Below are 11,809 nucleotides of genomic sequence, written 5' to 3'. Positions count from 1 at the left end.
TGCGTGGGTTTGGCCTGGATGGCGTTGAGGATGGCTTGCTGGTCGGGGCTATGCCGGGGTCGACGGTCTGGGTGGTGCCGTTAATGGCGAGGGGCGCCGAGTGCAGGGGGCGTAGCTGGCGGACGACGTTGCGGGTGGAGAGCCCGGTGCGGGCTTGGACGTGTCGTGAGATGGCCAGTGCGGTGAACACAATGGTGAGGTGGGCTTCGATGGCCTGGCGGGAGCGGTGGAAGATGGGTCTGGCCTACAGGTCGGTCTTGCTCATGCGGAAGGACCGCTCGATGTGCCAGAGGTCGTGGTAGGAACTGATGACCTCCTCCTCGGGGGGCATGAGGGCAGCGGGGATGTTGCTGACGTAGCCTTTGAGGCCGACCAGGCGGCGGGCGCGTTTGAGTGCGGCTTCGTCCAGGCTGCGTTCGGTGCTGGTGGTCTTGACGAACCGGGGGGTGCGCGGTCTTCTCTCCGGTGATGACGGCGCGGGCGCGGTTTTCTTGGGCGGTGAAGGTCGTGGCGTCGCGCACGGCTTGTTTGCGTGAGTAGGCCCAGACGGCCCGACAGGAGGTGGGGTGCTGGTGGGGGTCCCAGACGGGCTCGGCACGCAGTGCGGTGTTGTTCTCGCGGGTATGGTCGGTCTTGAGGGTGATGGTGTCGATGATCTGGCCATCGTCGAAGGCGTCGCCGTGCCAGCGGAAGTGGGAGGCCAGGTCGACCGGCCTAGGTGGTGCGTGAGCCGACGATGAAGCGCAGATCGTCCTGGTCCAGCTCGCGCAGGTTGGCGGCTGAGAGCATGCTGGCCTCGGCGACGACGACCACAGGTCGGCCGGGCCGTGGCGGGCCTGGAAGCGGGGGATGAGCGGGATGAGGGTGGCGGTCTCAGCCTTGTTTCCCTTGAAGCAGCCGATCTCCAGCGGGAACCCGCCGCGGTCGGCCAGCAGGCCCACCACAATCTGGGGGTCGACGCGGCGTTCCTTGGAGGAGCCCACCGTGCGTAGCTCGTCTTCTTGACCGGCCTCGAAGTACAGCGTGGCCACGTCGTAAAGCAGCAGGGAGATGTCGCCGCCGCGCACGGCATGGGTGAAGCACAAGGCCGCGACCTGGTCGCGGTAGGCACCGGAGCCGACGCGGGCCATGGTGCGCTTCATCGTGGAATAGCTGGCAGGCTCCCGGCCCAGCTGCCTGAGCACCCGGGAGGAGTCCAGCAGCGACGTCGGCTCCACCCACCCGGGCGATCACCAGGTCGCGGAACACCGCATCGCCCAGGGCGTCCAACCCCAAATCGCCGTACACCCCGGCCAGGGACTCGAACAGCAGGCGCGAGTCGGTGGCGGTCACCCGGCCCCACCGTCGCGCCCCGCCTCCGACGCCGGGGCGGCGTCGAACAGCTCCTCCTGCCCAGGTGCCTCGATCAGGCGCGTCACCGGCGGCCGGGGCTCCAGGCCGAGTTCCAAGACCTCCTGGGCCAGATTGTGCAGCAACTCCCGGGCCCGGCGCAGCAAACCCCCAGCTCGGCCTCGGTGTACGCCGAGCCGATATGCTCCACGATCCGCTGGCGCCCACCCGCGTACTCCGCGATCTGCACCGCCACGGCACCCGAAGCCGTACGCACCCGCCTGATGAACACCCCGCGACTCTATGGGCACCGATTAGTGCGTGAAAACACCCCAGCCTGACCCCATCGCTGCACGTCAAAAGCTTCACCCGTTCCGAACCCTCAAGACGTGAGTCAACTCAGGCGGGTGCGCACAGGCGCAGCGCCGCAGAACATGGCCCTACTGCGCGATCTGGCGATCGGCCTGCTGGCCGGGCTGGGGTTCGCGAGTATCCCCGCGGCTTACCAGTGGGTGGGCTATGACTGCTTCGCCCTCCAGCTCAATCTCCTCGGGATCGCGTGACCAGCGGTTACGTCAGGCGACTCCAAGAATGAAATCGCCTTGGCCCGGGCCGGGTGCAGTGCCTGGCGCACACCGACCCTCTTCGGCGAGTGAACACACGCGGTGGACGATTGGCTGCCCTGCATTCTCTGGCCGGTGTCCCCCTGCACCGGTGGCCACAAATAGCCATGGCCTTCACTCACCACAGTCGGCAAAAGTCTCCGGCATCCGCACACGCCGGTGTGATGACCTCACGTATTGATGATCTGTCCTGGCACAACGGAGGGCCACGGCCACGATGTCCACGGATTCCCGCACAGCTACCCGAGGGAGCGGAGAGTGCACATTAAGTGATGTGGATCCCTGCGGGACACGCATGCGTCACATACACTGAACCGCTGGACTCGCCCTATACGCCGGAGGGTAGCCGAATGAGGAGTGTTCGCAAAAAGTGCAATGATATTCTGCGCAATATTAACATCCCCGCGCCGTTCGAGATCAACAGATTCTGCGACAACATTGCGAAACACACAGGGCGAGACCTGAAACTTCTTCCAGTAAAAGAACTCGGATCCCCAGCACCCTGCGGCATGCTGCTGTCAACAAAAGAGATGGACTACATATTCTACGAACCCAATACGTCACGCCTGCATTCTGATCACATAATTCTTCATGAAATCGGACACATCCTCTGGGGGCACATGCGAAGCATCCATTCAGATGGCGAACTGCTCGCACGACTGATGCCGGACCTGGACCCGGCCCTGGTAAAGCGCATGCTGGGTCGGGTCAGGTACAGCTCCGAAGAGGAAATGCAGGCGGAGTTCCTGGCCTCACTCATCCGCTCCAAGGCCGGAGTCTTGCCCGACGAGGAAAGAAACCGTTCCCAGGGAGTAAACTCAGCCATGGTTGATGCCTTCCATTTCATCCGCTAGGCCGGCAGATGCTCAGTCCCATCGAAACGGTTGTACTGGTCCTTCTGTGGTTAGTCGTTGCGGTACGGATACCGTCGCTGTCCGTTGGGTCGAGCCAACGAGCGCTGTGGACGGTCTTCTTCACACTCGCGTTGTCCAGGACCGTTCCACTACCACTCGTCCGAGAGTGGGTCAGCACCGCGGCGGGTGGCCAGGACATCATGCCCCTCGTGCACCATTTGCTGGGCATTATCTGCGCCGCGGCCCTGTTGCGCTTCATCTCTCTGGTGACGTGTCTCTACAATCGGCGCCCCTGGGCGCAGCTGTACCAGACCGGCGGAGCGGTCGTGGTTGGTGTGTGCCTCACCCTGCTCTATGCGTTGACTCCTGAGCAGGTTCACGCCTCGACCCACGACCTACTCACGGCGACCGTTGACCGGCCCGCGGCGCTGGCCTACTGGATCCTGCTACAGGCCTACCTCGGGTTCGCGCTCGCGCTAGCGGCCAAACTGTTCTGGCATGTTGCTCGGGACACCAGCGAAGCGCTGCTGAAGACCGCGTTCCGGTTGATCTGGCTCGGCCTGGTTCTGAATGTGTGCTACGCGATCTACAAGACGTGCTACGTAGTGCTGCACGCTCTGGGTGTGGGGTTGTCGGCGGTTGAGGTCAACCGCAGTTCCGAACTGCTGCTCGGCGCCGCGGTTACTCTGATGGCCGTAGGCGCATGCCTGCCCGGACTGTTGAGTCTGCGCAGGATCGTCGAGACCTACCGGTCTTTGCGCCGCCTCAGTCCACTGTGGCGTGTCATCGTAGGGCAGTTCCCGGAAGTCGCCCTCAGCGGCTCCGAGCCCAGCGCGCTGCACACCGGAGTGTTGGGCCAGCTGCGTTTTCGGCTGTACCGGCGCATCATCGAGATCAGGGACGGCATCCTGCAGCTTCGCTACTACCTGGATCCGGCGGTGGAGAAGGAGGTTGAGGAGTTTCTCCGCGGCCGCGCGGTGCCGGAGTCCGAACGTGCCGCCATGGCCGAGGCCTGCTGGATCGAGGCGGGTCTGCGTGCGGCCCGCGCAGATGTTGCGCCCCACCACGTTGGCTGCTGGACGGGGCAGGGCGGAGTCGGTGTGGACGAGGAAGCCGTCTGGCTGTCCCAGGTCAGCCATGCACACAGCCGGTCCACGCTACCCGCTCTGTTCGCCGCCCGGCGGGAGCAACGCTGAGCAGGCATGAGGCGGTCTTCTGGGTGAACGGTGGCCACCGCGCGGTCCACAGGGTGCCACGGATTCCGCGCCATGAGCGGTCAGGAGACACGGTTCTCGGCGCGTTCCTTCAGCGCCCTGTTCAGCTCCCCGAACCCCACCTCGGTACGCCGTAGTGTTCCACCGAGAAAGGGCACGAGGAGGCCGGTGAACTCCTCGCGGTGGACCAGCCGTGTTCCACCGTTCTCCTGGTCCAGAAGAAATTCGTGGGTTCCCGAGAACAGTCCGGGGATGGGGAGTGTTCCCACCCACCGGAGTCGGGATTCTGGATCGGCATCCGCAATGACTGGCCGATGGGTCATCCCTTTCTGCCCCGGCGGAGTGATGTGCGCCTTGATGGTGGCTCCGACTGTGGCACTGCCCTCGGCCCAGACGATGAACGGATTCCATTCCTGGTACTCCTCGAACTCGACGAGTATCTGCCAGACCACGCGTGGTGGCGCCGCGATGGTGACAGTCGTCTCGATCGTCCTCATCAGGCCATCATTCCTTTCTTGTTTGTGAACCCCGGACGAATCAGGTTGGACTACTCGGTATCCCCACCTTCGACCAGCGAACTCCTGATCTTCTTCATCAGTTCGGGATGGCCTCCGGATAGGTAAAAATGTCCGCCTTCGAAGAGCACCGGTTCTGGATCACAGTTGGAGACCTCTTTCCATTCCCTCAGGCTGCCCGCGGTGACCAGCCGGTCGTGCGCCCCCCCGAAGACATGGACGGGGCAGGTCAGTGCCGGTGCATCCAGGTCGACCCGTGGTCGGCACAGGTGCAGGTCATCCCGAAGCACCGGAATGCTCAACTCGAGCAGTTGCGGGTGGGAGAGCAGCTCCGTCGGAATCCCCCCCAAGGCGATAAGCCAGTCCAACAGTTGCTGGTCACAGGCGTCCCGGGGTAGGTCGTCACGGGGTGAATCCGGTGGCGCGCACGCCGACAGATACACCGCCGACGGGGGACGTTCTCCCCGGGCCAGGCGCAGGGCGGTGAACCGGTAGGCAATGAGCGCCCCCATGCTGTGCCCGAAGATCGCGTACGGGCGCTCCAGCTCGGGGGAGAGCTCGGTGGCCAGGTCGTGGACCAGATCCGCGATGTCGGTGTACCGCGCCTCCCGGACGCGGCGCTCCCGGCCCGGCAGAAGCACCGGCCACACCGAGATCTCTGGCCCCAAATGCTCCTGCCAGCCGTGGAACAGGGAGGCCCCACCACCAGCATGGTGAAAGCACAGCAGCACCAACCCCGCCTGACGCCGGCCGGGTGAAAGGAAGCCGCCCATCAGTCCAGCCCCCTCGGCCGGCGCCACGCCTCCAGCCGGGACAGCGCGGCGGCCGCCATCTCCAGGGCTCTCGGCCGCCACCCGTGGGCGCCCCCGGCCAGGAGCATCGACCGCGCCAACCACAACCGGGTGGCCCCGAGATGGTGCGGTGACCCGTGCACATCGTCGTGCTCAAGTACCTCCACCCGCCTGAGCCCGCTGCGCAAGCGGGCCACGTCGCCGCGTGGGATGATCTCGTCACGACGGCTGGCCACGGAGTAGACGTCGGCACTGACCTCGGCCAGTTCGTCGGGGCCGATTCCCCAGTCCCCCATCTGGGAGGGAAGCTGCTCCGGGGGGATGTCCACCAGATGGGCGAGCGTCGCCTTCGTCGTCCACGGCACCTCATTCCACCAGGCACGGTCACGGAAGAAGTCCCACACCGGGGGGCCGACTGTTGCGATGCCCCGGATGCGCCGGTCGTGCGCTGCCGCTCGGAGTGCGAGGTGCCCTCCAAAGCTGAAGGCGAGGACGACGGTGTGCGAAGTGCGAGCGCGATGCGCCATGAAGTCAATGAGCGCCGGGAACATCCGCCAGCTCTCCCGACCGTAGGGCAGCGGATTCTCCCCAACACTCGGCAGTTCGGCGACCACTGCTGTCATCCCCAGGCGGCGCGCGGCCGGCAACAGCTGCCCCCACTGTTCCTTGATACTAACGATCCCGCCCGTAACCACGAGGAGTGGCCGCCCGGGCTCCGGTGGCGCGGCCCACACCGGAACCTCGACCTCCCCGATGGGCACGGTGAGCCGCTCGACTCCCCGCCCGCGGGCCCAGTGTCCGAACTCCTCCACACACCGTTCGAGGGCTCTGGCTCGGTGCGCATCGGCGACGAAGGGGAACCGAGCCGCGTTGTAGTACCGGCAGGCGTCCAGATGGGAGCCGCTGGCCGCGTATACCTCGGCGGTCCGTGACCACGCCCCCGGCCACGCGGTGGGCCCCGGCCCCTCCACTGCCGTGATCCGGCCGAGGATCCGGTCGCAGCGCCGTGCCGGGACGCCCTGTGCCTTGGCGTGCAGCCGGAAGAGTTGTTTGATCTCGTCGAGATAGGTGCCCGGTGGGGGTGGCAGGGACGCAGCGTCGGGAGTTGGCACTGAGGACATGGTGCTCACCTCGACCGCGTCGCAGGTTCCGAGCGACTGCGATGCCGGCGACTCCACGGGGGCAGACCGGTGCGCGTTGGATCACCGCGCTGCGCGAGCGAGTAGTAGAGGCGTCCCCAGATCCGTTTACGCAGGGCTGGCACGCGGTCTACTGTACGGTACATCCTGCGGCGTAGTGCCTGCGCGGCCGGGCTGGACAGGGCAAACAGCTTCTCCTGACGCAGCTGCATCGCACGCGCTTGGGCCACATGGCGCTGGCGGGACGCCTGGAACTCCACACATGCCTGGTCCAGCTGGGCAAGGTCACGCCGTTCCAGGGTGGGGGCGACGAGGGGAGCCAGGCTCACGCCATCGATGATCGCATGGTTGACCCCTTGCGCGAGCACCGGCGAAAGGGTGTGGGCGGCGTCCCCGACCAGTACGAGGCCCGGTCTGCTCCAGCGCGGGACCTCAGTGGTGAAGATGTCCAGGCGGGAGGTGTTCGACCAGCTGCGCACCGAGTCCTGGACGTGGTCGGTCAGCTCTGGAGCCAGTTCCCGGACGCGCGTGTGCAGCGCCTCGATCCCAGCCGCCCGCAATTCTTTGAGGCCGTTCTTCGGGATGTTCACGCCCACGCGCACCAGGTCCGGGTAGGTGGGGATACACATCGCGTGCCGGTCGCCGCTGATGCGCACCCGGTAGGTGTCGTTACTCCAAACCGGCGGGCAGGGAATGGTGAACCAGAGAAAGTCGCGCTCCAGCGGACGGACGCGGCTGTCCATACTGGCCCACTCCCGCACCTTGCTGTACCTGCCGTCGGCTCCAACAGTCAGGCGCGCGTTCACCTGAAGATCTCCGGCGGACGTGCGTGCCAGGACCCCTGCGACCCGGTCGCCGTCGAAACACAGCCCAACGGCCGAGCATTGTTGGATGAGCCGGAATCCCGGATACTGTTCAGCGGTGCGGGCCAGCTGCCCCAGCAGCATGGGCTGGGGGATCTCCACGGGATAGCGCACCGGTTGGTCGAACTCGTCGAAGTCGACGGTGAGCATCCGCTGCCCTGCGTCGCTCAGCTCCATCGCGCGGACGTCCAGAATTCCCTGGCGGCGCAGGTCGTGCAGCACGCCGAGCTCATCCAGGAGCCAGGCCGAGTCCGGGGCGATGGACTCCCCGCGAAACGAGCGCTCGAAGGAGCGGCTCTTCTCCAGCACGACGACCTCACGACCCTGGGTCGCGAGGAGGAGTGCGAGGGTCATGCCCGCGGGCCCGCCGCCCACCACACAGACGTCGCATTCGATGCTCCCGATCTCGCCCTGCCCTGCACGGTGTCCTCCAACGGCCATGGCTACCTCCGATCCTGCTCGCTGCCGGCGAGGACGCGGTGGTCCCTCCGGTCTTCCGGGGCTTGGAGTTCTTCCTTGATCTCGGTCAGGATGTCGGCGGCCTCGGCTCCGTCAACGATGCGGTGGTCAAAGGCGAGGTTCAGCCGGATAACCGGCGCGACACGCACCTCCGCCCCCCGTGCGACCGGCGTCGGGCGCACCCGTCCGACGTTCAGCGTGAGTGGGGTCCCCCCGACGGCATGGAACCCATCGACGGCGCTGTGCCCCAGCGACGACACCGCGACCGATCCCAGCAGCTGGGGGCGGGCGGATAGCCGGGCCATGGATGCGCGAAACATCCACCACCCCAGCCGAGGAGGCAGCCGGTTCAGCTTCCGCACTCCCCGGAACTGGGACGAGCCGTTGACGGGAATGGTCTTCAGGCGCTCCAGCTCGGCCTGCACTATGTCAAGGTCGGCACCCCGCAAGTCGGGAAGAGGGGCGGACAGCACGATCCGTACCCCATCCACCCTGCGGTCCAGCGCGATCTTCGGGCGGACCTGTGGAGTGTGCCGCAGGCGGGGGACCAGTCCGGTGCCCACGGCCGCGTTGCACTCCGGATGGCGTTCCATCACCGGAACAAGGGATCGCAGCACGTAGCTCAGCCGCGAGTAGCGCGTGCCCGCGGCGGCTGCGGCGTCCCGATGGGCCTCCACCGCGCTCATGTCGACCTCTGTGTCGAGGAACACGGGGGCCGTGTGCCGGGCGTAGCGCAGAAAGTAGAGGGTGTGCCTGCGTTGCGGGGCGACCCGCGTCGTCCTACCCATCGCGCACCACCGCGTCCAGCACCTGGCCAAGGGTCGTGGCCTCGATGACGTCGGTGAGCCGGACCCCACGGCCGGTGCGGGACTCCAGCGCACTCATCAGGCGCAGCAGGTGCAGCGAGTCCCACCCCTCTAGGGCGTCCAGGTCACAGGTCAGATCCTCCGGCGTGACCCTCAGCCCCAGCTCTTCGTCGAGCAGCTCCAGGAACTCAGCCTCGTCGATCATGGAACACCCCTTCGGGAAGTGTGGTCATCGTGACGTGGGCGGGAACAGCGGGCAGCGCGGACAGGTCGTGGCGGTAGCGGCGCACTGTTGAGTCCTCGGTGGGCATCCAGCTGGGCTTGTCGCCGGCCTCAGCTTGCTGCGCGCCGTCGTCTGGGCGAAAGCCATGTCGTGGGTAGAAGTCGGCGAACCCGTGGTTCTTGCGCGTTGGCCGGTAGAGTCCCACGGCTACGCGGCCGCCCTCAGCCACGGCCTGCCTCAGCAGGCAGGCGAGGACGGCGTCCTCGATACCCCGCGCGAACACACGACAGCTCAACAGAGCATTTTCCACGACCACGAATCCATCGCCCGGCGTTCGCAGGAACAACACGCCGACGATGCCATGGTCGCCGAACCGGTCGGCGGAGTGGATACCCCACACGGCCGTGTCCGCGCCGCCGTCATACTCCGCGACCTGGGCGGTGTCCATACGGATCGTGGTCAGGTTGAACTGGTTGGTGCGCTGGGTCATCTGGGCGATGCGAGCCATATCCTCGGTGCCCGGGCGGAAGACGCCGACCTCCAGGTCAAGCTCGGCCAGGTAGTCCTGGTGCGAGCTGAACTCGGCGCGGAAGGTGGTGCGTCGCGCCTCGGCTCTGTATCGCTCGGCCCGGGAACGGTCCTCCTCGGTAAGCCGGAGTGTGGTGAACCAGTCGCCCGCCAACAGTCGCTCGGGGTGCAGTGCCGGCTCGTCGTCGAGCTCAACCACGCCGACGTCGGGGAGGGCGCGACGCACCAACCCGACCTCGAAGGCACTGTCGTCGACGAAGACGAGCGAGTCCGTGCCGATGTTTAGCGACTGGGTCAGGGTGACGATGTTGAGATCCTTCGGGGACCAGTTGGCCGCGATCGCGACGAAGTCCTCCTCCCCCAGGGCCACCGCTGGTCGTCCGCACAGGGCCTGGCGTACCTGCTCCTCCTCGTTCTTGCTACACACGGCGAGCATGACGCCCTGCGAGCCCAGCTGGGCGATGACCTTCTGGAACTCGGCGAACGCGGCTCCCCGACCAGAGCCCCCGGCGTGCACCCCGTCCACGCCGTCGTCACCGAGGATGCCGTCCCACAGGGTGCCGTCCAGGTCCACCACCAGGCACTTACGGACCCGCCCGCGGAGCGTACCGGCGACACCGGCGGCCTCCTCGGCGACGCGCTGGAGCAGGGGTTCGGACAGGCCAACCTTGGCGTAGGTTCGTAAGCGAGCGTCGTCTAGCGCGACGGCGTCGGTGAGGTGGGTGTCGAGGTCGATCACTACACAGCGATCCAGGTCGACGCCCAGGCCGAGGAGGGTGCTGTTGAACTCCCGCCATGCCCGGCCGAGGCGGGCTCGTGAGCGGTGGTCGACCAGCTGGCGGGAGATCCGCGTGGGCAGGGCAACCGTGGTGAGCACCAGCACCCCGCTGCCCTTGCGATCGTGTTCCGTCGCGAAGGTGCGCACGCGGGAGGCCAGCGCACCCAGGGCCCGCTCGCAGTCCTCGACGGTCCACACCGCGCCGAGCTCCTGGGTCACGGCGTCGGTGTCGAGCAGGCAGACCGTGAGTTCGGTGTCCGTCTGAAACGCCGCTCCCTGTGGGTCGCCGAGGTCAGCGAAGTAGTGCCCGTGCCCGGTCAGCCGAAGCGCCAACCCGTGACGGGCGAACTCCGCCGCCAGGGGGGCGCGCAGTGCTGCGCTGGTGCCGTTACCGGTGACCACCGTGGTGAGGGTGGGGATTTCGGGGTGTGCGGCGGTGATGCTGTCGTGGTCCAGCCCGGCCAGCAGGGCCCCAGCGCGCGCCCGTCCGTCCCGGTCAAGCCGCGCCACCAGGGAGCACATCTCAGGGAATGCGGCAACAAGTCGGCCTTCGTCGCGCATTCGACGGATCTCGGTCCACGCGTCGTGTGGAGTCTGCGCCGCGCCCCGGTGCGCGGTGTGGGGCTGATGGTTCGCGCTTGGTATGCTCATCGTGCCTCCACCGCAAACCCGCCCTTGAGCCATTTGCTCGACTCCACCGTGATCGCCACTGCGCGTTCGTCCGGTGCGATGACGTTGGCCAGCTGCTCGAGCTGGAAGAATGGCAGTGCGTTGCCGTTGTTGCCGGTGTCAGCGACGCAGCTGATCTCCCGGGCGTGAGGAACCCCCAAGTGCTCCGTGATGAGACCGGTCATCCGTCCGGACAGTTGCGGAGGGAGCACGAAGTCGAGCTCGTCGGCCTTCCAGTCCACCTCGTCCGCCAACTCCCACAGCGTCTCGGTGGCGAGAGAGGGAACCCGTGTCTCGATCGCCTTGTAGTCCTCCTCTGCTGCGGGCGCCGGACCATCCCCGCTCGCGGCCCCGAACCAGCGGATGATCTGGCCCGGAGCGCGTCCCTGGCCGGTGAACCGGTTGAGCACCATGCGCAGGCACATACCGGAGGCCCGCTCGTCGTCGGTGACGACGACGGCCCCTGCCCCATCGCCGAACAGGACGTAGTTCACCAGCTCGTGTGAGGGCAGCCGGGTGAAGTCGCGGTCCAACAGCAGGTGCTTGGCGCACACGTCGCCGCCGATGACCAGGCCCGTGCGGTGTCCGGGACGTTGCAGCAGCATGCAGGCCAGGTCGAGCGCCTGGACCGCACCGGCGCAGCCAGACTGGAGTTGGTAGGTGGGGATCTGGTCCAGGCCGAGACGGTCGGCGACCTGGTTCACGGTGGCCGGCATCAACTCGTCCGGCGACGCGGTCGCCAGGACCACGAAGTCGATGGTGCGGGGATCGGTCCGCGCCTGGCTCAGCGCGGCGAATGCCGCCCGCTCGGCGAGGTCCGTGAGGGTGGTGTGTTGCTCTCCGGTCTCGATGTCCACCGCGAAATGGCGAGTCCGGGTTCCGATGAACATCTCGATCCACTGTGCGCTCGCCCCGATTGTGTTTTCGAGTTGGGCGTTGCCTACCGCCGGTCCGGGTAGCGCTGTGCCGACGGCTGCGATCACTGGGGTGGTTCCTGGCGCGGTTGTCATGGCAGTGG

At 66.8% G+C, this 11,809-nt stretch carries 11 protein-coding genes and 1 pseudogene; 3 read left to right on the top strand and 9 right to left on the bottom strand.

Going from position 1 to position 11,809, the window contains the following annotated elements:
* Positions 1–1,621: pseudogene (locus RIF23_RS11465) on the bottom strand (IS1634 family transposase); the annotation flags it as partial.
* Positions 1,622–1,718: 97 nt separating this feature from the next.
* Here RIF23_RS11465 and RIF23_RS11455 point away from each other — a divergent pair.
* The 3 genes from RIF23_RS11455 (at position 1,719) to RIF23_RS11445 (ending at position 4,002) form a co-directional block, all read left to right on the top strand.
* Entirely contained in the window at positions 1,719–1,892 is a 174-nt protein-coding gene (locus RIF23_RS11455) for a hypothetical protein (protein WP_310912475.1), read from the top strand.
* Between the two features lie 410 nt (positions 1,893–2,302).
* The gene (locus tag RIF23_RS11450) at positions 2,303–2,806 is read left to right on the top strand and encodes a hypothetical protein (protein ID WP_310912474.1); all 504 of its coding nucleotides are present in this window, start codon (positions 2,303–2,305) and stop codon (positions 2,804–2,806) included.
* Between the two features lie 8 nt (positions 2,807–2,814).
* On the top strand, positions 2,815–4,002 hold the full coding sequence (locus tag RIF23_RS11445) for an MAB_1171c family putative transporter (RefSeq protein ID WP_310912473.1): 1,188 nt from the start codon (positions 2,815–2,817) through the stop codon (positions 4,000–4,002).
* 80 nt (positions 4,003–4,082) lie between these two features.
* Here the strand turns inward: RIF23_RS11445 and RIF23_RS11440 are convergent, their stop codons facing one another.
* The 8 genes from RIF23_RS11440 to RIF23_RS11405 are packed head-to-tail and all read right to left on the bottom strand — an operon-like array spanning position 4,083 to position 11,801.
* Entirely contained in the window at positions 4,083–4,517 is a 435-nt protein-coding gene (locus RIF23_RS11440; protein ID WP_310912472.1) for an SRPBCC domain-containing protein, read from the bottom strand.
* Positions 4,518–4,567: 50 nt separating this feature from the next.
* Entirely contained in the window at positions 4,568–5,308 is a 741-nt protein-coding gene (locus RIF23_RS11435) for a thioesterase II family protein (protein WP_310912471.1), read from the bottom strand.
* A complete protein-coding gene (locus RIF23_RS11430) occupies positions 5,308–6,447 on the bottom strand; it encodes an alpha/beta hydrolase family protein (RefSeq protein WP_310912470.1) in 1,140 nt (379 codons plus the stop codon). The genes RIF23_RS11435 and RIF23_RS11430 overlap by 1 nt, the downstream gene beginning before the upstream one ends.
* 5 nt (positions 6,448–6,452) lie before the next feature.
* Positions 6,453–7,769 (bottom strand): FAD-dependent monooxygenase, encoded by a 1,317-nt coding sequence (locus RIF23_RS11425; RefSeq protein ID WP_310912469.1) that lies wholly within the window; start codon positions 7,767–7,769, stop codon positions 6,453–6,455.
* 2 nt (positions 7,770–7,771) lie between these two features.
* Entirely contained in the window at positions 7,772–8,575 is an 804-nt protein-coding gene (locus tag RIF23_RS11420; protein WP_310912468.1) for a 2-oxo acid dehydrogenase subunit E2, read from the bottom strand.
* Complete coding sequence (locus tag RIF23_RS11415; protein ID WP_310912467.1) at positions 8,568–8,798, bottom strand: acyl carrier protein; 231 nt, start codon at positions 8,796–8,798, stop codon at positions 8,568–8,570. The genes RIF23_RS11420 and RIF23_RS11415 overlap by 8 nt, the downstream gene beginning before the upstream one ends.
* Positions 8,782–10,773: an HAD-IIIC family phosphatase gene (locus RIF23_RS11410; RefSeq protein WP_310912466.1), complete on the bottom strand. Its 1,992-nt coding sequence runs from the start codon at positions 10,771–10,773 to the stop codon at positions 8,782–8,784. Before RIF23_RS11410 ends, RIF23_RS11415 begins: the two co-directional genes overlap by 17 nt.
* Complete coding sequence (locus RIF23_RS11405; protein ID WP_310912465.1) at positions 10,770–11,801, bottom strand: 3-oxoacyl-ACP synthase III family protein; 1,032 nt, start codon at positions 11,799–11,801, stop codon at positions 10,770–10,772. Before RIF23_RS11405 ends, RIF23_RS11410 begins: the two co-directional genes overlap by 4 nt.
* Positions 11,802–11,809: the final 8 nt, after the last annotated feature.

Origin of the sequence: Lipingzhangella rawalii, from assembly GCF_031628175.1 — a bacterium.
Lineage (GTDB): Bacteria > Actinomycetota > Actinomycetes > Streptosporangiales > Streptosporangiaceae > Lipingzhangella_A > Lipingzhangella_A rawalii.
The sequence above is the reverse complement of the archived record's forward strand: the minus strand, read 5'-3'. Positions and strand labels throughout refer to the sequence as shown.

Excerpts from the sequence above, each read along its gene's own strand:
- RIF23_RS11410 (WP_310912466.1), bottom strand. The coding sequence starts at position 10,773 with ATGAGCATACCAAGCGCGAACCATCAGCCCCACACCGCGCACCGGGGC.
- RIF23_RS11440 (WP_310912472.1), bottom strand. The coding sequence starts at position 4,517 with ATGAGGACGATCGAGACGACTGTCACCATCGCGGCGCCACCACGCGTG.
- RIF23_RS11435 (WP_310912471.1), bottom strand. The coding sequence starts at position 5,308 with ATGGGCGGCTTCCTTTCACCCGGCCGGCGTCAGGCGGGGTTGGTGCTG.
- RIF23_RS11450 (WP_310912474.1), top strand. The coding sequence starts at position 2,303 with ATGAGGAGTGTTCGCAAAAAGTGCAATGATATTCTGCGCAATATTAAC.
- RIF23_RS11405 (WP_310912465.1), bottom strand. The coding sequence starts at position 11,801 with ATGACAACCGCGCCAGGAACCACCCCAGTGATCGCAGCCGTCGGCACA.
- RIF23_RS11425 (WP_310912469.1), bottom strand. The coding sequence starts at position 7,769 with ATGGCCGTTGGAGGACACCGTGCAGGGCAGGGCGAGATCGGGAGCATC.
- RIF23_RS11420 (WP_310912468.1), bottom strand. The coding sequence starts at position 8,575 with ATGGGTAGGACGACGCGGGTCGCCCCGCAACGCAGGCACACCCTCTAC.
- RIF23_RS11445 (WP_310912473.1), top strand. The coding sequence starts at position 2,815 with ATGCTCAGTCCCATCGAAACGGTTGTACTGGTCCTTCTGTGGTTAGTC.
- RIF23_RS11415 (WP_310912467.1), bottom strand. The coding sequence starts at position 8,798 with ATGATCGACGAGGCTGAGTTCCTGGAGCTGCTCGACGAAGAGCTGGGG.
- RIF23_RS11430 (WP_310912470.1), bottom strand. The coding sequence starts at position 6,447 with ATGTCCTCAGTGCCAACTCCCGACGCTGCGTCCCTGCCACCCCCACCG.